Origin of the sequence: Paraburkholderia sp. SECH4 (assembly GCF_030511745.1) — a bacterium.
GTDB lineage: Bacteria > Pseudomonadota > Gammaproteobacteria > Burkholderiales > Burkholderiaceae > Paraburkholderia > Paraburkholderia madseniana.
In genome coordinates this window covers 271,879-292,399 of record NZ_JALOCP010000004.1, presented here as the reverse complement: position 1 = coordinate 292,399, position 20,521 = coordinate 271,879, and the positions used below count along the sequence as shown (strand labels likewise).

The window sequence follows — 20,521 nt, the reverse complement described above, 5'->3', positions numbered from 1 at the left end:
GCACCTTGAATCAAGGTGCCGCTTTGCGTTTACCGGCTTGAGCCTAACGGCGCGCGACCGGCAGCGGTTCCATCAACGTGCTTTCTGCTTACTCGTTTCCAAAGGCCGGCGCGTTTCCAGCCACATCACGTTGATAATGCCGAACGCCAACGCCACGCCAATGCCGAGAAGCCAACTGAAATACCACATCACAAACTCCTGTTATCTGTATTCCTGATCAATACATTGAATGGTGATTTTCTTCGAGCGCCGCGGCGGTCACCTTGCCTCGCATCACGCGATACACCCAGCTCGTGTAGATCAGGACGATCGGCAGGAAAATGATCACGGCGATCAGCATGATCTGCAGCGTCATGCGGCTCGAGGTCGAATCCCACACGGTCAGGCTGCTGCGGCCATCGAGCGAGGAGGGCATGATGAATGGGAACATCGAGAAGCCCGCCGTCAGGATCACGCCGATGATCATCAGCGAGGTCGCCAGGAAGGCGCTCTTTTCAAAACGCGAGCGCGCCAGCAACAAGGCAAGCACGCCACCGACGAGGCCGGCCACCGGCGCGATCACCATCCACGGATAGTTTGCGTAGTTGGTGAGCCACAGGCCGGGTGCGCCGATCACGTTCTTCAGCAGCGGGTTGGCCACCGTATCGAGCGGCGCGGCATCGACGATCTGATAACCGCCGATCATCGTGGCGATCAGCGCGCCGGCAAGCAGGAACAGCACCACGGCGGCGAGCGAAGCGATCCGCAGCGCCAGCGACGCACGCTCGGCGACGACGTCGTCTGCCTTCATCTTCACGAAGGCTGCGCCGTGAGCGGCCAGCATCGACACGCTAACGAGCCCGCACAGCACAGCAAACGGGTTGAGCAGGGCGAAGAAACTGCCGTGATACGTGACGCGCAGATCGGTGTCGAACGAGAACGGCACGCCTTGCAGCAGGTTGCCGAACGCCACGCCGAACACCAGCGCCGGGACGAAGCCGCCGACAAACAACGCCCAATCCCATGCGCTGCGCCAGCGCGGGTCTTCACGTTTGCTGCGGTAGTCGAAGCCGACCGGCCGGAAAAACAGCGAGAACAGCACCAGCAGCATCGCGAAGTAGAAGCCGGAGAACGACGCGGCGTAAACCAGCGGCCACGCGGCGAACATCGCGCCGCCCGCTGTGATGAGCCACACCTGATTGCCTTCCCACGTCGCGCCGACCGTGTTGACGACAATGCGTCGCTCGGCGTCGGTCTTCGCGATGAACGGCAGCAGAATCGCCGCGCCCATGTCGAAGCCGTCGGTGAGCGCGAAGCCGATCAGCAGCACGCCGATCAACACCCACCAGATCAGTTTGAGGGTTGCGTAATCCATGATGATCTTTCCCTTGGAACAGAGTGGCGGCGAATCATGCGGCCGTGTTGGTCGGCAGCGACTGATTCAGCGGCTGTTGTTGTTCGTGGTGATAGCGCCCCGTGTGCAGCGACGAAGGCCCGAGTCGCGCGTACTTGAACATCAGCATGATTTCGATGATGAACAGCACCGTGTAGAACACGACGAAGCCGGCAATGCTCAGGTACAGATCGCCCGGCGTTAGGCTCGATGCGGACAACGCGGTCGGCAGAATGCCGGCGATGGTCCACGGTTGACGGCCCACTTCAGCAACGATCCAACCGAATTCAGCAGCGAGCCACGGCAACGGAATTGCCCATACTGCCCAGCGCAGGAACCAGCGGCGTTTCTCCAGCAGCAGGGAGCGCTGCGCGCAAAACCAGAACGCCAGTACGAAGGTCGCAAGGAACAGGATGCCGAGGCCGACCATCAGGCGGAACGAGAAGAACACGGGCGCCACCGGCGGAATCGTCTTCTTGGCGGCCTGCACGATCTGATCCGGCGTGGCGTCGGTGACGTTCGGGGTGAACTGCTTGAGCATCAGGCCGTAGCCGAGGTCCTCCTTGTGCGCGTCGAAGGCGGCTTTGACTTCGTCCGTGGCGTCGCCCTGTTTGAGCCTTTGCAGCGCGGCATAGGCGAGCATCCCGTTCTTGATGCGCACTTCGTTCTGGGCCATCAATTCCTTTAGGCCGACCACCGGTTCGTCGATCGAGCGCGTGGCGATGAGGCCGAGCGCATACGGAATGCGGATCGCATAGTCGGTGCGTTCTTCCTTCTGATTCGGAATGCCGATGATCGTGAAGGGCGCGGGTGCGGGCGCCGTTTCCCATTCGGATTCGATGGCGGCCAGCTTGACCTGCTGAACTTCGCCGGTGCGGTAGCCGGATTCGTCGCCGAGCACGATCACGCACAGTGTCGAGGCCAGACCGAAGCCGGCGGCAATAGCGAACGAGCGCAAGGCGAACTCGGTGTCGCGGCGCTTCAGCAGATACCACGACGACACACCGAGCACGAACATCGAAGCGGTCACGTAACCGGCCGATACGGTGTGCACGAACTTCACCTGCGCGACCGGATTGAACAGCACCGAGAAGATGCTGTCGAGTTCCATGCGCATGGTCTGGTAGTTGAAGGTGGCGCCGACCGGATTGTTCATCCAGCCGTTGGCCACCAGAATCCACAGCGCCGACAGGTTCGAGCCTAGCGCGACGAGGAACGTGACGCCCACGTGCTGCACTTTCGAGAGCCGCTTCCATCCGAAGAAGAACAGGCCGACGAAGGTCGACTCGAGGAAGAACGCCATCAACCCTTCAACGGCCAGCGGCACGCCGAAAATGTCGCCGACATAGTGCGAGTAGTACGACCAGTTGGTGCCGAACTGGAATTCCAGCGTGAGACCGGTGGTGACGCCCATCGCAAAGTTGATGCCGAACAGCTTGCCCCAGAACTGGGTCATGTCCTTGTAGATCTGCTTGCCGGTCATTACATAGACGGATTCCATGATGACGAGCAGCCAGGACAGACCGAGCGTGAGCGGCACGAACAGAAAGTGATAAAGCGCCGTGATGGCGAACTGGAGGCGCGACAGTTCTACGACTTCGCTAACGGGCATGTTGACCACCTTGGGACGGATGCGAGGCAGGCACGGACAGCAGCGCCTGCGCGACTTGTTCAGGCGGCAGCGACATATGCTCCGCCTGCGGATGATTGAAAAAAGCGTACTTGAGCGCCATCAGCAGTACGAATTTGATGGCGAGGACGATGGCGATATCCCGCGCCAGCGTCGGACCGCGTACCCAGGCGGCGAGCCGTTTGCGCAGGCTCGAGCGAGGGTTGTTATTGCGATTCAGGGCTATGGTCATGATCGGTAGAAGGCAACTTCACACCGGTTTAACCGGCTGGATCCAGGCCGTTTCAGGGGCCTGGCAAGTTCATCCCGATTCTAGGAGCAATGACCTAGTGCGCGTAAGTTCGGCACTGCGGCATTGGGTCGCGAACGTCACGCCGTCTGAACAGTATTGCTATGGGGTTTGTGATACGTCAAGAAACACGTGTTTGGTGGGCATGTCCTTGAGTGAGTGCGCGTGCGTCTTCGATTGAGCGCAGGCATTGTCGAGCGGGCACAAAAAAGCCCTGCCTTCTTGCGAGGGCAGGGCTCTGCAGCTAAACAGCGCGCGCCAGACGAGCCGGCACGACTCAAGCTTTAAGTGTTACGCATATTCACTCAACGCGCCGCGCATTTTCTTCATTGCGCTCGCCTCGATCTGGCGAATACGTTCGGCCGACACGCCGAATTCGTCGGCCAGTTCGTGCAGCGTCGAGCCGCCCGAACCATCGTCTTCCACCTTCAGCCAACGTGCCTCGATGATGCGGCGGCTGCGGGCGTCCAGCGCGTCCAGCGCGCTCGCGATACCGTCGCTATGCAGCTTGTCGCGCTGACGCGAAGCCAGCACCGCAGTCGGCTCGCTATGCGAGTCGGCGAGGTAGGCGATCGGCGCGTACGACTCTTCGCCGTCTTCGACCTGGCCTTCCAGCGCGATATCGCCGCCGGACAAGCGCGTTTCCATCTCGGCCACTTCTTCGCGCTTCACGTTCAGTTCTTTGGCAAGACCTTCGATCTCGTCCGGCGTGAATGCGCCCAGGCCCTGCTTGTGGCTGCGCAGGTTGAAGAACAGCTTGCGCTGCGCTTTGGTGGTGGCGACCTTCACCATCCGCCAATTGCGCAGAATGTATTCGTGGATCTCAGCCTTGATCCAGTGCATGGCGTACGACACGAGGCGTACGTTCTGCTCGGGGTCAAAGCGCTTCACGGCCTTCATCAGGCCGATATTGCCTTCCTGGATCAGGTCGGCATGCGGCAGTCCATAACCAAGGTAATTGCGCGCGATCGATACGACCAGCCGCAGGTGCGACAGGACGAGACGGCGCGCGGACCCGAGGTTATCCTGCTCGCGAAATTCGGTGGCGAACTGGCGTTCTTCCGCCGGCGTCAGCATCGGAATCCGATTTACGGCCTGGATGTAGGCGTCGATATTGCCCAGTTGACCGGGCAGCAGCGAGGAATGCGAGAGCGCCAGTGCACCTGCCGAAGCGGCCTTAGCCGATGACGGGCTCAAAGTACTCGGAAGGGTCATTGCATGGCTCACGTAGGAAACTCCTTTGGAATCAGACAAAAGCGTATTCAGGTAAACGACTCCAGCGTTGGATGTTAGCACTCTGATTTGCCGAGTGCTAATACTTAGAGGCTGTAGGGACATCCAAGTTCCACAAATTCCTATTGAAATTTAGATTTTGATAGTAATGGTATACCTTTATGGCCAGATGTGTGTGAGTCGCAGGATTTACCTGACAAAACGCCTTCATTCTTATAAATGACCGATATTTTCAAAAATAGAAGTGACTAATTGCGGAAATTTTGCTTTCTTCATACGATCCGCCGGATGTACATTGTCTTTAGAATAAACGGGACAGTGATCTACTGACCAACGTTCGACTAGCTCGGGTGTGCGATGAAGAACAAAAAAAATGCGTTGCGTGGTGTGGTTCTAAAAGGCGCTTCGGCGGCCATCCTGTTTGGCGCTTCGGGACTGGCGGCAGCCGACCAGTTCGGCGTGCAGATCGCCGGCGGCCTGGGAGATAACCACATTAAAAAGCTCGATCTCGGCCTGGTCTGGGATCCGAATCTGACGTGGTGGCAGATCGGCGATTGGCACTTTTCGCTGATCGGCGAAGCGCACGTGGCCTGGTGGCATACCGACGAAGGGAATGTGCACGAGAACATCGGCGAGATCGGTGTGACGCCGATCATTCGCTTCATCGACGGAGCGGGCGCGATTCGCCCTTACGTCGAAGCGGGCGCCGGTATCCGCCTTCTGACGAGTCCGAGAATCGCCACTGACCTCACGCTCTCGACCGCGTTCCAGTTCGCCCCCATGGCGGGTGTCGGCCTGCAATTCGGCAGTCGTCAGCAGTACGAGGCGGGCTATCGCTTCCAGCATATTTCCAATGGCGGTATCAAAGAGCCGAATCCTGGTATAAATTTCCACCAGCTATATTTGCAATATAACTTCTGACGACCGTGGCCACGTTCGGCTCACCGGTGCAAGGGGCTGAGCAATGGCGGCAAAGATAATCGAAGCGATTCGCGGGCTCGAGCGAGAACGCTTCCGTGCGATGGTCGACGGCGACGGGCAGTCGCTCGATGCGCTCCTCGCGGACAACGTGAGCTATGTCCATACGAACGGCAAGCGTGAAACGAAGCGACAGTTCATCGACGGTATTACCGCCGGGCGCCGCCGCTATCGGCAGATCGAGGTGCAGTCGCAAGAAGTGCTGCCGGTGGGGCGCGAGACCTGCGTCGTCACCGGGCGCGCGCTGATCGAAATGGAAGCGAACAACGGAGCGCTGCTGTTTCCGATCGCGTACACGGCGATTCACACACAGGAAGATGGGCAATGGCGCCTGATCGCCTGGCAGGCGACGCGTTGCGCGATCGAGTGAGCCTTGTGAGCCCACTTCGTTTCGCTGGTCGCAGTTGGTGAGCGCCTTGTGAGCACTCGAACGGCACGAGCAGGCGGGTCGCACCGCCCATGCTGAATTCGCCGCCTGGTGGGTTCGGCCGGGCGGGTTTTGATGCAGTTGCGCCGCCGCGAACGCGGTCTGAACCGCGACGGTCGGCTCCGCCCCGCCTCAAGCCACTCAGGCAGCGACGCGCTGCAGATCCTCGTCGCTCCACACCGGCCGCTCTGCAGCATCGCCCGCATACGGATGCCGCGGATGCACCGGAATCTGATTGCAGCGCTCGACCACGCGCCGCACCGCACCAATATCCGAAAAGTCGAGGCCTGGGTCGACGCCCTGCGCGTCAAGGTTCATCGCGAGCGTAATGAGGTCCACGTTGCCCGTTCGCTCGCCGTTGCCGAACAGACATCCTTCGACGCGATCCGCGCCCGCCAGCAGCGCCAGTTCCGTAGCGGCCACGGCGGTGCCGCGATCGTTACGCGGATGCACCGACAGCACGATGCTGTCGCGATAACTGAGATTGCGGTCCATCCATTCAATCTGGTCGGCGAACACGTTGGGTGTCGCGGCCTCGACGCTAGCGGGCAAATTGACGATCATCTTGTGATCGCGCGTGGGCCGCCACGTCTGCGCAACTGCGTCGCATACTTCACGCGCGTACGGGAGTTCGGTCGTGTTGAAGGTTTCGGGCGAATACTGGAACGTCCAGTGCGTACCGGGTCGCTCCTGCGCATGTTCCTTGATGAGGCGCGTGCCTTCCACCGCCAATGCCTTGATCTGCTCCTTCGACTGGTTGAAGACGATCTTGCGAAACGACGGGCAGATTGCGTTGTACAGGTGCACGATGGCGCGCGGCGCGCCCTCCAGCGATTCGAACGTGCGCGCAATCAGTTCGGCGCGCGAGGGCACGAACACTTCGATCGTCACGTCGTCGGGAATGCGGTTTTCTTCGATCAGTTTGCGCACGAAATCGAAGTCGGTTTGCGAAGCCGACGGGAAGCCGACTTCGATCTCCTTGAAGCCGATCGCTACCAGCATCTCGAAGAATTCGAGTTTTTGTACGGCATTCATCGGCTCGATTAGTGCCTGATTGCCGTCACGCAGATCGGTGCTCATCCAGATCGGCGCGTGGTTGATCGTGCGGCTCGGCCATTTGCGCCCGGTGAGGCGCACTGCGGGAAAGGGACGGTATTTTTCAGCGGGATTGCGCAACATGAAATTGACCCTCGCGCTTCGTCCGAAGGGTAAACGGACGAACGCAAACGACTACAGGTTGTGAAGAACTACGGTCGGGGGTGAGACAGTAACTGCGGGGAACTGCGGAACGGCTTTGAGGACCGCGCTTTGGGCAACTAATCTGGGTGATTCAGGCTGCCAACGCGCGGCGCTACGTCTGACTTACGCTAGACGTAGCGATAGGGGCCGCGCTAGGCGGCCGGAGGTAATTCGGAGGGTGTTCGGAAGGGAACGCATAGGTCTAATGTATGACGGCTCGCGGCGGCATGTCAACCCGCGACCGTCATCCTGGCGCGTGAGTGCAATGCCGCAAGCGCTGCGTTGCACTCACGCCGCGCGCATCACACGGGTATTTTCGCGACGTCGACGATCAGCTCCACTTGCCGTTCGATCGCGCTCGGGACAGGCGCTTCACCGCGCAACACGGCGTCGATCCACGCGGCTGTGGTCGCGGCGTCGCGAGCTTCGGGCAAGTCGACTTCAGGCGCGTCGGGCGACGAGCGCTCATGCGGCACGCGCGTTTCGCAGATGCCATCGTGCAGCCAATCCACTTGCACCTGGCGCCGCGTGTCGGCCACTGCTTCGCCTTCGGTGCCGCGCGCGAGCAGGGCGCCGCCCTCCGCGGCGGCCGGGTGCGTGTTGAACAGCTGCGTGAGACTGTCGCGATACGGCGGATGCGTGTAGTTCACGAGCCGCAGCCCGGCGGGCGCGAACGGCTGCAGAATTTTCACGAGCGTGTGCGTCGAATTGCGTACGCCCATCCTCCGGCGCAGGGAGAGAAGATGCGCGAGCTTCGGCGCGAGTACCTCGATCGGTGCGAACGCGAGACGGCGCTCGGCGAGACCGTCTTCGATGTCGGCGTGCGATCGCGCATGCGGGATCTGCAGATGTGTGAAGATTTCAGCGCTGGTCACGCGGCCCGGATCTTCCGTGACGCCATGCACCAGCACCGGCACACCTTCGCGTGCCAGCAGCAGCGCGAGCAGCGGCACCAGGTTGGGCTGTTTGCGCGCGCCGTTGTAGGTGGGTATCGACACGGGCCGGAATGCCGCGTGCGGCAGATGAAGCGGTTCGAACGACGCCTGCGCGCCGGCCAGCATGGCGGCGAGTTCGTCTGCGGTTTCGCCTTTCACGCGATACGCGAGCAGCACGGCGCCGAGTTCGAGATCGGCCACGCGGCCGTCGAGCATCGCGGTGTAAAGCGTGCGCGTATCTTCAGCAGTCAGCGCGCGGGCGCCGTTCGGGCCGCGGCCGATTTCCTTGATATAGCGGGCGCAGGGGAAAAGATTGGCGGTGTCGGCGGAGTCGGTCATCGGGCGCAGTGGGACGGGGGCGTGCCGCCTTGGGGCGGTCGGCCGGGGAATTCAAAGGACGCTATCCAGTGTGAGTATCGCATCTATAGCGGCGAGGCGGTCCGGCGGGCCGGCGATCCCGTGAGACGATGCGGCGGAATCGCCGGTCCGCGCGTGCCGGTGCCGATCCGCTGCGCGGCGCTTTGCCGCGCGTTACACTCGATGTTTTATCGCCGCGCGGGCGCGGCACAATCCAGAAACGGAGAACGGGATGAGTTACGTATTTGCACCCGCACCGGTCGTTGCGGTGCCGGTCGTGGGGTCCAGCGAGCAGTTCGCGGTGCGTCGCATCTACTGCGTGGGCCGCAACTACGAGGCGCACGCGCGTGAGATGGGGCACGATCCTGACCGCGAACCACCGTTCTTCTTCGCCAAGCCGGCCGATGCCGTGCTGTATGTCGCGCCCGGTGCGACCGGCGAATTCCCCTATCCCTCGCAATCGAAGAACGTCCACTTCGAGATGGAACTGGTGGCGGCGATCGGCAAAGGCGGCAAGAACATTCCGGCCGAAAGCGCACTCGACCACGTGTACGGTTATGCGCTCGGTCTCGACATGACACGCCGCGATCTGCAGGCCGAAGCGAAAAAGCTGGGCCGTCCGTGGGATACCGCAAAGGGCTTCGATCACTCGGCGCCCCTTGGTCCGATCCATCCGGTCACGACAGTCGGCCATGTCGGCAAGGGCGCGATCTGGTTATCGGTGAACGGCGAGGAAAAACAGAATTCGGACGTGTCGCAACTGATCTGGTCGGTGGCCGAGACGATTGCCTATCTGTCGACACTGTTCGAACTGCAACCTGGCGATCTGATTTTCACCGGCACGCCGGAAGGTGTCGGCGCGGTGGTGCAGGGCGACCTCATGAAGGGCGGCGTGGACGGGCTCGGCGAGCTCAACGTACGCGTCGTCTGAAGCGCGGTGGGAGGAGACACATAACATGAAGCTTTACAGCTATTTCCGGAGTTCGGCGTCCTATCGCGTGCGCATCGCGCTGAACCTGAAGGGCCTGCCGTACGACTATGTGCCGGTGCACCTCGTGCGCGACGGCGGCGAGCAGTTGAAGCCCGAGTATCGCAAGGTGAATGCGGACGGCATCGTGCCCACATTCGTCGACGGCAACGAAGTGATGCCGCAGTCGCTCGCGATCATCGAGTATCTGGAAGAAACGCATCCCGAACCGCCGCTCTTGCCCGGCACGCCGGCCGAGCGCGCGTATGTGCGCTCGGTAGCGTTGCAGGTGGCGTGCGAGATTCATCCGCTGAACAATCTGCGCGTGCTGAAATACCTGAAACACACGCTGTGTCTCGACGACGATGCGAAAGACGCGTGGTACAAGCATTGGGTCGAAGCGGGTTTTGCGACGCTCGATGCACATCTGGCGGGCGATTCGCGCACCGGCAAGCTGTGCTTCGGCGACACGCCGACACTGGCTGACGCCTGTCTGATTCCCCAGGTATTCAACGCCCAGCGCTTCAAGGTGGATACGGCGAAGTTTCCGACGATTCAGCGCATCTACGAGCACGCAATGCAGATCGACGCGTTCGCTCGTGCAGCGCCCGGTGTTCAGCCCGACGCGGAATGATGCGGTGATTTGAATGAAAAAAGGGCGCTCGGTGAAGGGCGCCCTTTCTGCTTGTTCTGCGACGAACGTTGCTGCGTTCAACCGCCCAGCAACGCGTCCGAAAACTCTTCCGCGCTGAACGGCTGCAAGTCCTCCACCTTTTCGCCGACGCCGATGAAGTACACCGGAATCGGACGCTGCCGCGCGATCGCCGCGAGAATGCCACCCTTCGCCGTGCCGTCGAGTTTGGTGACGATCAGGCCGGTGAGGCCGAGCGCGTCGTCGAAGGCCTTCACTTGCGCGAGACCATTCTGGCCGGTGTTCGCATCGATCACCAGCAGCACTTCATGCGGCGCGCCGTCTTGCGCCTTGCCGATCACGCGCTTTACCTTGCGCAGTTCTTCCATCAGATGCAACTGGGTCGGCAGACGGCCGGCCGTGTCCGCCATCATGACGTCGATCTTGCGCGCACGCGCGGCGCCGACCGCATCGTAAATCACCGCTGCCGGGTCGCCGCTTTCCTGCGACACCACCGTCACGTTGTTGCGCTGGCCCCAGATTGCAAGTTGCTCGCGCGCGGCTGCGCGGAAGGTGTCGCCCGCAGCCAGCAGCACCGACTGATCGAAGCTCTGCAGATGCTTGGCGAGCTTGCCGATGCTGGTGGTTTTGCCTGCACCGTTGACGCCCGCGATCATTACGACCAGCGGTTGCGCGCGGCCGAGCATCAGCGATTTTTCCAGCGGCTTGAGCAAGTCGATCAGCAGCGTGCGCAGCGCTGCTTTCACCTGCTGAGGATCGGTGAGGCGTTCGGTGCGCACTTTTTCGCGCAACGATTCGAGCAGGAATTCGGTGGCTTCGACGCCCGCATCCGACATCAGCAGCGCCGTCTCGAGTTCTTCGTACAAGTCTTCGTCGATCTTCGCGCCGACGAAAATGCCGGTCAGGCTCGAACTCGTTTTCGACAGACCGGTCTTCAGGCGCGTGAGCCACGAGCGCTTTGCGCTCGCGTCCTGCATAGGTGGCGGGACGATTTCGACGGTTTCGAGCGCGGGTGCTTCGGGTTCGGGCTCATTGATGGACGCGGCAGCAGCCGGTTGCGTATCGGCGCTAACCGGAGCAACCGGCCGCGGCGCCGACGGCGCGACGGGCGCTTGCGGCGCCTCTACGGCGGGTTCGGGCGCGAGGGCTTCCGGCGCCGTCTGCGATTCTTCTGGCGCGTTATCGGACTCTTTCGAACCCTTGAATCGTTTGAAAAAGCTGAACATGATCTGGCGTGGTGAGAGCGCGCGCCGATGCGCGCAGCCGGGACGGGCCCGTGGGAGCGGCAGGCAGCGTTGCGATGCGGGATGCAAGGCGCTGGAAGCCGCACATTTTATCAGGCGCGCCGCCGCCCGTCGTATTGGCCGAACGGCCAGGCTGGACGCCCGGCGCCCCTGTGGTAACGTTGGCGCTCCAGTCCGCACGCATCGGCGTCGCGGGTGCCCTTATAACGTAATCGAAACTGCATGCCCCGTTCTGCTCCTTCACGCGCCCACGGCGCTTCGTCCAAAGGCGGCAAGCCGCACGCCATCCGTATCATCGGCGGCGACTGGAAGCGCACACCGCTGCCCGTGCTCGACCTCGACGGCCTGCGCCCCACGCCCGACCGCGTGCGCGAAACGCTGTTCAACTGGCTCGGCCAACGGCTGGACGGCCAGCGCTGCCTCGATCTGTTCGCCGGTAGCGGCGCACTCGGCTTCGAAGCTGCCTCGCGCGGCGCGGCGCGGGTGTTGATGGTCGAGCGCAATGCGCGGGCCGCCAGCCAGTTGCGCGCGAACCAGGAACGCCTGGCGGCGCGTACGATCGAAATCGCGGAAGCCGACGGCTTGCGCCTCGCGGCGAGCCTCGCCCCCGGATCGTTCGACGTGGTGTTTCTCGATCCGCCGTTCGACGGCGATCTGCTCGACAAGGCGCTCGCTCTGGCCGTGCCGCTGCTGAGCCCGGAAGGTTTTCTGTACGTGGAGGCAGGCGATGCGCTCGAACTGGATGGGAATGAGACGCTCGCCGGTTGGGAAGTCGTGCGGCAAGGCAAAGCTGGCGCTGTCCACTTTCATTTGCTGCAGCGCGAAAATAAGGAATAATGCGCGTTCCAAAACAAGCAGCGGACGGGTACCGTCACGCGTGCGGTCGGTGCCAAATGCGTCGCGTGGACGCTTTGACGTGCCCATTTGTCTGAAGAGAGGAGAAGTCTCATGGTAGTCGCCGTGTACCCGGGCACGTTCGACCCGCTGACGCGCGGTCACGAAGACCTCGTTCGGCGCGCGTCGAGCATTTTCGACACGCTGGTGGTGGGCGTTGCCGACAGCCGCAACAAGAAGCCGTTCTTTACGCTGACAGAGCGACTCGACATCGCTCATGAAGTGCTCGGGCATTACCCGAACGTTCAGGTGATGAGCTTCAAAGGGCTATTGAAAGACTTTGTCCGCAGCAATAACGCTCGGGTGATCGTGCGTGGCCTGCGTGCCGTCTCGGACTTCGAATATGAGTTCCAGATGGCCGGCATGAACCGCTATCTGCTGCCTGACGTCGAAACCATGTTCATGACGCCGTCCGATCAATACCAGTTCATCTCCGGCACCATCGTGCGTGAAATCGCGCAACTGGGCGGCGACGTCAGCAAGTTTGTGTTCCCGTCGGTCGAAAAATGGCTGAAGGAGAAGGTTGCCGCGCTGGATCCGAATGAAGGTGTTTCGGCGGGGCAACCGTAACCGGCGTAAACTGTCGGATTGACGGATCAAAGCTGGCTTCGGCCGGCGCGAAGTGAGAGAAGTATGGCCTTGATGATTACCGACGAGTGCATCAATTGCGACGTGTGCGAGCCCGAGTGCCCGAACGACGCGATTTCGATGGGCCCGGAAATCTACGTGATCGACCCGAAGAAATGCACCGAGTGTGTCGGCCATTTCGACGAACCCCAGTGTATTCAGGTGTGCCCGGTCGAGTGCATTCCGCGCGACCCCGAGCATCTGGAGACGGCGGAAGGTCTGATGGCGAAGTACCACGCGCTGCAGGCTGCGAAGGGCGCGTGAGAGTTGAATGATGGTGAGCGGCGAGGCGTCTGCCTCGCCGTTTTCTTTTGTGGCAACGCTATGTGTCTGTCGCGCGCGAGCTTGACCGATCGCTCGCTATCCCATCGTCACCCGACGTAAGCGCTGAAAATGTCGCGCAACGCGTCCAGCAGAATGTCGCATTCGGCGCCGGTGCCAACCGAGATTCGCAGATGCTGGTCGATTCGCGCCGCCTTGAAGTGGCGCACGAAAATATCCTTTTCCCTTAGCCGTGCCACGAGCGTCGCTGCGTCGTAGCCTTCGTGGCGCGCGAACAGCAGATTCGCCGCCGACGGCACCACCTCGAAGCCCAGTGCCGTCAAACCGGCTGCCAACCGCTCACGGCTCGCAATCACTTTGGCGCAGGTGTCACGGAACCATGCATCGTCCTCATATGCAGCGACGGCCGCGACTTGCGCCAGACGGTCGAGCGGATACGAGTTGAAGCTGTCCTTCACGCGGTTCAGTGCGTCGATCAGTTCCGGATTGCCGAACGCGAAGCCTACGCGCATGCCGGCCAGCGAACGCGACTTCGATACCGTTTGAATCACCAGCAGGTTGGGATAACGGTCGATCAGCGTGACGGCCGATTCAGCGCCGAAATCGACATAGGCCTCGTCGATCACCACGACCGATTCGGTGTTTCTCGCTACCAGACGCTCGATATCGGCGAGCGGCAGCGGTCGTCCGGTCGGCGCGTTCGGGTTCGGGAACAGGACGCCGCCGTTAGGCGCCGTGTAGTCGTCGACATGGATGGCGAAGCTTTCGTCGAGTGCGATGGTCCGATAGTCGACTTCAAAGAGCCGCGCGTAGGTCGGGTAGAAGCTGTATGTGATATCCGGAAACAGCAACGGTTTGTCGTGCTTCAGCAAGGCCTGAAAGGTGAGCGCGAGCACTTCGTCCGAGCCGTTGCCCGCGAACACCTGTTCCGGGCGGATGCCGTGGTGCGCGGCTACCGTTTCGCGTAACTTGCGCGCGGTCGGGTCGGGATAGCGCCGCAGCGACTCGCCCGCGTCGCCCAGTTCCTGCCGGATCGCTTCACGCACGCGCGGCGACGGCGGATAGGGATTCTCGTTGGTGTTCAGCTTGACCGGATGCGCAACCACGGGCTGCTCGCCCGGCACATACGGCGTCAGACGGTGAACGATGTCACTCCAGTAGCGGCTCAAGCGATTTCTCCTGTCGATGGCGATACGGGCGATACGGGCGATACGGGCGAAGCGGATGCGGGCAGGGCCCGCTCAGGGATTGCGGTGCAGTTGCATCATCGCCCGCTCGAGTTCGCCTTTGATGATCTGCGGCATGACTGCCAACGCGCGTTCGATCGACGCATCGATCACGTCCTGCTCTTCCCGCCGCGGCGGTTTCAGCACGTAATTGGCGACGTCCGGCTTGGCGCCGGCGCGCGCACTTTCGGGAATCAGGTCGCGCGGATGGCCGATGCCGATCCGCAGCCGCCAATACTGTTGCGATGACAGATGCGCGGTGATGTCCTTTAGCCCGTTATGGCCGCCGCTGCCGCCACCGAGCTTCAGCTTGACGCTGCCGGGCGGCATATCGAGCTCGTCGTGCGCGACCAGAATTTCGTCCGGAAGAATCTTGAAGAACTGCGCGAGCGCGACAACCGACTGCCCCGAGCGGTTCATATAAGTCTGCGGTTGCAGCAGATGCACTTCTTCGCCGTGAAGCCGGGCCTTCGCGTAGAAACCGTGAAAGCGCCGCTCGTCGCGCAGTGTCGTACCTGCTTCGCGCGCCAGTTGATCGACCAGCCAGAAGCCGGCATTGTGGCGCGTCGCGGTGTATTCAGCGCCCGGATTGCCGAGCCCGACGATCAGCTTGATCATGATTGCATAGGTCCATCTGGCCTCGGCACCGAACGCGGCCGAGCCGAAAAAAACCGAAAAAAAACCCGCCGGGGAGAACCTCGGCGGGTCACGTCGACCGTTTCATTGAAACGGATCGAGAGGATTGCTTGCTCAGCGCCAGGAAGGCACTTAGGCAGCCGGCGTTTCGCCTTCGCCTGCAGCAGCAGCGGCGTCGCCTTCAGCGATTGCGCCAGCCGGGATCGTTGCCGATGCGATGACCGGGTTTTCTGCGTCAACGTGAGCAACCAGTGCCACGCCTGCCGGCAGGACGATGTCCTTGGCGTGCAGCGAGTGACCAGCTTCGATCGTCGCCAGGTCAACTTCGAGGAATTCCGGCAGTGCCGACGGCAGGCACTCGATTTCAATTTCGTTGAGGACGTGCGAGATCACCGCGCTCGACAGCTTCACTGCCGGGTTGGTTTCCTGGTTCATGAAGTGCAGCGGCACCTTGGTGTGCAGCTTCTTCTTCGCGTCGACACGTTGGAAGTCCACGTGCAGCACGAGCTGACGGAACGGGTGGTATTGCACGTCGCGCAGCAGAACCTGTTGCGACTTGCCTGCCACTTCCAGTTCGAGGATCGACGAGTGGAAAACTTCTTTCTTCAGCGCGTGCCAGAGTGCGTTGTGGTCCAGTTCGACCAATTGCGTTTCAGCACCAGCGCCATATACGATGCCCGGGGTCTTACCCGAGATACGCAGGCGGCGGCTCGCACCCGTACCTTGCAAGGAACGCTCGAAAGCGACTACTTTCATATTGAATCTCCAATGCACTGCCCGCGACCAGGCAGTAAAAACGGGGCCTCCAAGCCATTACGGCTGAGGCCCCAGAGCGATGGCACGAACCTTCGTTCGTTCATGCCAATTGTGCAAAAGTGCAGCGTGCGGTACTGCTATGCGCGCTGCGCCTTCGCAAATACTTAACTTTCAGCGAACAGCGACATCACCGAATCGCCGCGGCGAATCCGCGAGAACGTTTCGGCGAGCAGGCCGGCGCTGGTCAGCGAACGGATCTTGGCGCACGAGCGGGCTTCTTCGCCGAGCGGGATCGTATCGGTAACAACGAGTTCATCGAGTGCCGAAGCTGCAATGCGCTCGCCTGCACCGCCCGACAGAACCGGGTGGGTGGCGTAAGCGAATACCTGCTTCGCACCGCGTTCCTTCAAAACCTGAGCTGCCTTGCAAAGCGTGCCTGCCGTGTCGACCATGTCATCCATGATCACGCAGGTGCGGCCTTCGACTTCACCGATGATGTTCATCACTTCGGCAACGTTCGCCTTCGGGCGGCGTTTGTCGATGATCGCGAGATCGCAATTCAGTTGCTTGGCCAATGCACGGGCGCGCACCACGCCGCCGACGTCCGGCGAAACGACCAGCAGGTTCTCGTAGTTCTGCTTGCGCAGATCGCCGAGCAGCACGGGCGTAGCGTAGATATTGTCGACCGGGATGTCGAAGAAGCCTTGAATCTGGTCGGCGTGCAGATCCATCGTAATGATCCGCTCGACGCCGGCGATTTCCAGCATATTCGCCACGATCTTCGCCGAGATGGCGACGCGCGCCGAACGCGGGCGTCGATCTTGACGGGCATAACCGAAGTAGGGGATGGCTGCGGTGATCCGGCCGGCGGATGCGCGCTTGAGCGCATCGACCATGATCATCAGTTCCATCAGATTGTCATTCGCCGGCGCGCACGTGGATTGCAGGACAAAGACATCCTTGCCACGCACGTTTTCCTGAATCTCGACCTGGATTTCACCGTCCGAGAAACGGCTAACCATTGCTTTGCCGAGGGGAATACCGAGGATTTTGACGACTTCCTGTGCAAGCGCGGGATTTGCGTTGCCAGTAAAAACCATCAGGCCGTCATGGCTGCTCATCGTGCACCTACTTCAGGCTGGGGGCGAGGGAAATGCGAGAATTTTTGGCAGGGGAGGAAGGAGTCGAACCTTCGAATGCCGGAATCAAAATCCGGTGCCTTAACCAACTTGGCGACTCCCCTACACTAACTTTGAGCTTCACCGAACGAGGGAACGTTCGACGAGGCAAAACTTATGACGCGAAAGTAAAGAGTGGATGCTGATCGAGACTTGCAGTTACTGCGCTGTTCCATTCGCTAGGCAGTTTGGCTTGCGCCGCTTCTGCTTCAGCTTTGCTACGGAACGCTGCAAATACACTTGCACCTGATCCAGACATCCGCGCGGGTGCGATGTTTTCAAACCACCGCAGCACTTGCGCTACTTCCGCGTATTTTCCCACGACAACCTGCTGCATGTCATTGCGGCCAAAACTTTCTGGCCATTCAGTGTTGCAGCTAAGTTCTGCAGGAAAGTCCGTAATTATGAGGGGTTTCGAATCTCTTGTCAACGCTTTTTCGGAAAAAATCGCTGCAGTTGGAACGTGAACCCTCGGTGTCACCACCAGGAAATGGCGCGGCGGCAATTGTACAACGTCTAAAGCCTCTCCGACACCCTGTGCGAACGCATTTTTCCCAAAAACAAAAAATGGCACGTCCGCACCGAGTTTCAACGCCAGCGCCTGCAACTCCAGTCGTGGCAAATCGAGCTTCCAGAGACGGTTCAGCGCGAGCAGCGTGGTCGCCGCATCGGAGCTGCCGCCGCCGAGACCCGCCCCCATCGGCAGGCGCTTGTCGATTTCGATATCGACACCCGCGGGCGAGCCGGTATGCGCTTTCAGGAGCGTTGCAGCGCGCACGGTGAGATCGTGGTCCGGCGGCACGTCGGCGATCTCGGTGCTGCGCGTGATGAGGCCGTCGTCACGCAACGTGAAGTGCAGGATGTCGCCCCAGTCGAGTAACTGGAAGACGGTTTGCAGCGTGTGATAGCCGTCCGGCCGGCGGCCGGTGATGTGCAGGAAGAGGTTCAGTTTCGCTGGCGCGAGGCAATCGCGCAGCGAATCGGTCGTTTCAATCATGGGTCAGGGCTACATGCGCCATAGCGGCGCCGAAGAAGCGGCAAGGGTTGCGCGAACAGGCGCGGCTACTGAACTACTGATCCAGCACGAGCTTGATGTCGAGCGGCGGTTCCGCGCGGCTCAGGTTCAAGCGCTTCACACCAGTGGCCGGCGCGTCGGCATACGCGAGGTAGTCGATCGTCCAGCCGTCCTGCGTGATCTGCTTCAGACGCGAAGGCTGTTGCGGATCCTGCTCGGTCTTCGCGCGCGAAGTCGGCGCCGGCGAAGGCTGCAGCCAGTAGCGCAGCCCTTCGACCGGCAACGTGAAGCCGAGTGCGTTCTGCATCAGCGTGGAGACGTTGTCGGCGGTGAGCGGTTGGCGGTTCGGCAGTTCGAGCGTGGCCGAAGCCGGCGACGAAGTCACGATTGCGAGCGTCTGCCCAAGCGGATTGCGCAATTGCAGGGTGACCGTGTCTCCCGTTTCCTGCCAGGTGAAGTTGCCATAGGCATTGCGCTGCTGGCCGTTCTGATCGTTGTACTGGACCGCGAAACGGCCTTGATAAGCACGCGAGGTCTGTGCGGTGACGGACGTTGCCGCATTCGACGTGGACGGCCCTTGCGGCTTAACCGATGCACAACCAGCCAACGCGACAACCGCTGCCGCTACGAATCCGAGCGCCGCGCCACGCGGCGCCCGGAGATAAGAGATCAAGCGGGAAAGACGCATCAAAGATCGTTTACCTGAAGACGTTGCAGCGTTTTAACCAGTGTGTCGTTGTCCGGTTCGAGCTTGCGCGCGTCGCGGAAGGCGGCGCGAGCCTGATCCTGAGCTCCGGTTTTCCACAACACTTCGCCGAGATGCGCACCGATTTCGGCGTTCGGCTGGAGGTCGTACGCTTTGCGCAGCAGCTTGATGGCATCCGACGTATCGCCCATCCGGTACTTGACCCAGCCGACGCTGTCCATGATGAACGCGTCGTTCGGCGCCAGCGCCGAGGCCTTCTCGACCAGTTTGTCCGCTTCCGAGAGGCGCTGATTGCGATCGGCCAGCGAATAGCCGAGCGCGTTATAAGCCTGCGGATTGTCCGGCTGCGTCTGGATCAGCTTGCGCAGTTGCGCTTCCATGACATCGTAGTGGCCGGTTTTTTCGGCGGCCATGGCGTAGTCGTAGGTCAGATCGGGATCGTCCGGGAAATTCGCGGTGGCTTGTTGCAGGCGTGTTTCCGCTTCCGGATAGCGCTTCGCGTCGAACAGAATGGCTGCGTCGGTGCGTGCAATCAACGCCTGGTCGCGCGGATCGGGCGCCTGCAGGTTGGCCAGCAGCTTGCGCGCGTCTTCAGTCTTGCCCTGCTTGGCGAGCAATTGTGCCCGCGTGATCTGCGCCGGCACGAATTGCTGGCTGGCTGGTGAAACCTTGTTCAGCCAGTCGCTCGCCGCCGCTTCGTTCTTCTGTTCGAGCGACAGTTGCGCAAGATAGATATACGCCTGGCCCGGATCGGCGCCTGGCGTCTTTTCGGCTTGCTGCGCGTACTGGGTCAGATAGGTCTGCGCCTCGGTGAAATTCTTCTGCTGGATCTTGATCAGCGCGAGCGCCATCAGCGGCGTGAGGTCGGTCGCGTTGTTCTTGTGCATGATCTCGAACTGCTTCTGCGCGTCGTCCAGACGGTCGCTCGCGAGATACATCTGCGCGAGCGCGAGACGCGCGTCATGCGATTTCGGATTCTGCTGCACGTACTTTTCGAGCGACGCGATGCCTTCCTTGCGCTCCTCCGGGCCCATCTGCGACAGCATCAGCGCGGCCGGCAAATAGTCCGGCTTGAGCGCAAGCGCCTGCTCGAGCGACTTGCGCGCGCCCGGTGCGTCGTCCGAAACGAGCTGCTGGCGCGCGATGGCCATCTGCGCCTCGGGCCGGTTCAGGTCGTTCTTCAGCAGATCCTGCAGCACATGCAAGCCACCGATCCGGTTCGGACCGCGCGAGAGCAGCAACTGCAGCGCCAGAATCGCGCTGCCGCGATTGTCGGCCGGCACTCTCGCGAGTTCACGGGCGAGGATCGGCGCGGCGTCGTCAGGCTTGCCGGACAGCACGAGCAGCGATGCGTCGAGTTGTGCGGCGCGTTCCGAATCCGGCGCATACTGCTGCCACAATTGCGCGGCGGCCAGCGCGTCTGACGGGCTTTGCGCGGCCAGCGCGATTTCCGTGGCGCGTTGCGCCATGCGCGGATCGTGCGTGTCGCGCGCGAGCGCGAGATAGGTCTGGTAGGCGGGTGCCGGCTGATCGCGTTGCAACGCGACTTCAGCGGCGAGCACCTGGAATACGATCTGGCTGGACAGCGGCACGCCCGGCAGAGACTTCTGGTCTTCTGCCGTTGCCGGGCCGAGCGGGTCCGGCAGGGTGACAGACGTGTCATCCGAGTCGGGCGACGGGTTCTGCGCGTGCGCGGGCACGGCTGCCAGCGCCCAGACGGCGAGCACGGCGACACCGAGCATGCGACGAGCGGACACGGCGTGCGGCACGCGGGATGCGCTAGCCGGGCGCTTCGAAAACAGCTTCACGAAGGACAAGTTCATGGAAATCCGTTCAATGTTTCGGACGATTGTAACGCGCTCGCTACAATAAGCGCAC

General features: G+C 61.5%; 21 protein-coding genes, 1 tRNA gene and 1 pseudogene. 7 read left to right on the top strand and 16 right to left on the bottom strand.

Features of this window, described 5'->3' with window-relative positions; genetic code table 11:
• Nucleotides 1-72: 72 nt before the first annotated feature.
• The 5 genes from cydX to rpoH form a co-directional block, all read right to left on the bottom strand.
• Nucleotides 73-189 (bottom strand): cytochrome bd-I oxidase subunit CydX, encoded by a 117-nt coding sequence (cydX, locus tag M0D67_RS08615; protein ID WP_154564567.1) that lies wholly within the window; start codon nucleotides 187-189, stop codon nucleotides 73-75.
• Between the two features lie 28 nt (nucleotides 190-217).
• The gene (cydB, locus tag M0D67_RS08610) at nucleotides 218-1,354 is read right to left on the bottom strand and encodes a cytochrome d ubiquinol oxidase subunit II (RefSeq protein WP_154564565.1); all 1,137 of its coding nucleotides are present in this window, start codon (nucleotides 1,352-1,354) and stop codon (nucleotides 218-220) included.
• Between the two features lie 34 nt (nucleotides 1,355-1,388).
• On the bottom strand, nucleotides 1,389-2,984 hold the full coding sequence (locus tag M0D67_RS08605; protein WP_154564563.1) for a cytochrome ubiquinol oxidase subunit I: 1,596 nt from the start codon (nucleotides 2,982-2,984) through the stop codon (nucleotides 1,389-1,391).
• Nucleotides 2,974-3,234 (bottom strand): cytochrome oxidase putative small subunit CydP, encoded by a 261-nt coding sequence (cydP, locus tag M0D67_RS08600; protein ID WP_154564561.1) that lies wholly within the window; start codon nucleotides 3,232-3,234, stop codon nucleotides 2,974-2,976. The genes M0D67_RS08605 and cydP overlap by 11 nt, the downstream gene beginning before the upstream one ends.
• Before the next feature lie 348 nt (nucleotides 3,235-3,582).
• Entirely contained in the window at nucleotides 3,583-4,518 is a 936-nt protein-coding gene (gene rpoH / locus M0D67_RS08595; RefSeq protein ID WP_168435870.1) for an RNA polymerase sigma factor RpoH, read from the bottom strand.
• 363 nt (nucleotides 4,519-4,881) lie between these two features.
• On the opposite strand from rpoH, the gene M0D67_RS08590 reads away from it, so the two are divergent.
• Both M0D67_RS08590 and M0D67_RS08585 read left to right on the top strand, forming a co-directional pair.
• On the top strand, nucleotides 4,882-5,445 hold the full coding sequence (locus M0D67_RS08590) for an acyloxyacyl hydrolase (protein ID WP_171925165.1): 564 nt from the start codon (nucleotides 4,882-4,884) through the stop codon (nucleotides 5,443-5,445).
• A 43-nt stretch (nucleotides 5,446-5,488) separates the two neighbouring features.
• Nucleotides 5,489-5,872 (top strand): nuclear transport factor 2 family protein, encoded by a 384-nt coding sequence (locus M0D67_RS08585; protein ID WP_097391220.1) that lies wholly within the window; start codon nucleotides 5,489-5,491, stop codon nucleotides 5,870-5,872.
• Nucleotides 5,873-6,124: 252 nt separating this feature from the next.
• Here M0D67_RS08585 and M0D67_RS08580 read toward each other — a convergent pair.
• Both M0D67_RS08580 and ybiB read right to left on the bottom strand, forming a co-directional pair.
• Nucleotides 6,125-7,108: pseudogene (locus tag M0D67_RS08580) on the bottom strand (2-isopropylmalate synthase); the annotation flags it as partial.
• A 362-nt stretch (nucleotides 7,109-7,470) separates the two neighbouring features.
• Complete coding sequence (gene ybiB / locus M0D67_RS08575) at nucleotides 7,471-8,442, bottom strand: DNA-binding protein YbiB (RefSeq protein WP_171925167.1); 972 nt, start codon at nucleotides 8,440-8,442, stop codon at nucleotides 7,471-7,473.
• A 250-nt stretch (nucleotides 8,443-8,692) separates the two neighbouring features.
• On the opposite strand from ybiB, the gene M0D67_RS08570 reads away from it, so the two are divergent.
• Complete coding sequence (locus M0D67_RS08570) at nucleotides 8,693-9,391, top strand: fumarylacetoacetate hydrolase family protein (RefSeq protein ID WP_171925168.1); 699 nt, start codon at nucleotides 8,693-8,695, stop codon at nucleotides 9,389-9,391.
• 25 nt (nucleotides 9,392-9,416) lie between these two features.
• A complete protein-coding gene (gene maiA / locus M0D67_RS08565) occupies nucleotides 9,417-10,061 on the top strand; it encodes a maleylacetoacetate isomerase (RefSeq protein WP_171925169.1) in 645 nt (214 codons plus the stop codon).
• A gap of 77 nt (nucleotides 10,062-10,138) precedes the next feature.
• Here the strand turns inward: maiA and ftsY are convergent, their stop codons facing one another.
• Nucleotides 10,139-11,305 (bottom strand): signal recognition particle-docking protein FtsY, encoded by a 1,167-nt coding sequence (gene ftsY / locus M0D67_RS08560; RefSeq protein ID WP_154564552.1) that lies wholly within the window; start codon nucleotides 11,303-11,305, stop codon nucleotides 10,139-10,141.
• Nucleotides 11,306-11,545: 240 nt separating this feature from the next.
• Here ftsY and rsmD point away from each other — a divergent pair, with 240 nt between their 5' ends.
• The 3 genes from rsmD to M0D67_RS08545 all read left to right on the top strand — a co-directional run bounded on the left by rsmD (nucleotide 11,546) and on the right by M0D67_RS08545 (nucleotide 13,108).
• Nucleotides 11,546-12,160 carry a 16S rRNA (guanine(966)-N(2))-methyltransferase RsmD gene (gene rsmD / locus M0D67_RS08555; protein WP_171925170.1) on the top strand — a complete coding sequence of 205 codons (615 nt, stop codon included), beginning with the start codon at nucleotides 11,546-11,548 and terminating at the stop codon, nucleotides 12,158-12,160.
• A gap of 111 nt (nucleotides 12,161-12,271) precedes the next feature.
• A complete protein-coding gene (gene coaD, locus M0D67_RS08550) occupies nucleotides 12,272-12,787 on the top strand; it encodes a pantetheine-phosphate adenylyltransferase (RefSeq protein ID WP_154564548.1) in 516 nt (171 codons plus the stop codon).
• A gap of 63 nt (nucleotides 12,788-12,850) precedes the next feature.
• A complete protein-coding gene (locus M0D67_RS08545; RefSeq protein ID WP_054035799.1) occupies nucleotides 12,851-13,108 on the top strand; it encodes a YfhL family 4Fe-4S dicluster ferredoxin in 258 nt (85 codons plus the stop codon).
• A gap of 107 nt (nucleotides 13,109-13,215) precedes the next feature.
• Here the strand turns inward: M0D67_RS08545 and hisC are convergent, their stop codons facing one another.
• From hisC to M0D67_RS08505, 8 genes are all read right to left on the bottom strand, one after another.
• Entirely contained in the window at nucleotides 13,216-14,295 is a 1,080-nt protein-coding gene (hisC, locus tag M0D67_RS08540; protein WP_171925171.1) for a histidinol-phosphate transaminase, read from the bottom strand.
• A gap of 72 nt (nucleotides 14,296-14,367) precedes the next feature.
• The gene (gene pth, locus M0D67_RS08535) at nucleotides 14,368-14,970 is read right to left on the bottom strand and encodes an aminoacyl-tRNA hydrolase (protein ID WP_054035803.1); all 603 of its coding nucleotides are present in this window, start codon (nucleotides 14,968-14,970) and stop codon (nucleotides 14,368-14,370) included.
• 150 nt (nucleotides 14,971-15,120) lie between these two features.
• Nucleotides 15,121-15,744, bottom strand: a complete 624-nt coding sequence (locus M0D67_RS08530) for a 50S ribosomal protein L25/general stress protein Ctc (protein ID WP_154564542.1) — start codon at nucleotides 15,742-15,744, stop codon at nucleotides 15,121-15,123.
• Between the two features lie 164 nt (nucleotides 15,745-15,908).
• Nucleotides 15,909-16,865, bottom strand: a complete 957-nt coding sequence (locus tag M0D67_RS08525) for a ribose-phosphate pyrophosphokinase (RefSeq protein ID WP_006048037.1) — start codon at nucleotides 16,863-16,865, stop codon at nucleotides 15,909-15,911.
• A 45-nt stretch (nucleotides 16,866-16,910) separates the two neighbouring features.
• Nucleotides 16,911-16,987 (bottom strand) — tRNA-Gln (locus tag M0D67_RS08520).
• 50 nt (nucleotides 16,988-17,037) lie between these two features.
• Nucleotides 17,038-17,919, bottom strand: coding sequence for a 4-(cytidine 5'-diphospho)-2-C-methyl-D-erythritol kinase (ispE, locus tag M0D67_RS08515; protein ID WP_154564540.1), 882 nt, complete (start codon nucleotides 17,917-17,919; stop codon nucleotides 17,038-17,040).
• 73 nt (nucleotides 17,920-17,992) lie between these two features.
• Nucleotides 17,993-18,625 (bottom strand): lipoprotein insertase outer membrane protein LolB, encoded by a 633-nt coding sequence (gene lolB, locus M0D67_RS08510; protein ID WP_154564538.1) that lies wholly within the window; start codon nucleotides 18,623-18,625, stop codon nucleotides 17,993-17,995.
• A complete protein-coding gene (locus M0D67_RS08505; protein ID WP_154564536.1) occupies nucleotides 18,625-20,466 on the bottom strand; it encodes a tetratricopeptide repeat protein in 1,842 nt (613 codons plus the stop codon). Before M0D67_RS08505 ends, lolB begins: the two co-directional genes overlap by 1 nt.
• Nucleotides 20,467-20,521 lie beyond the last annotated feature (55 nt).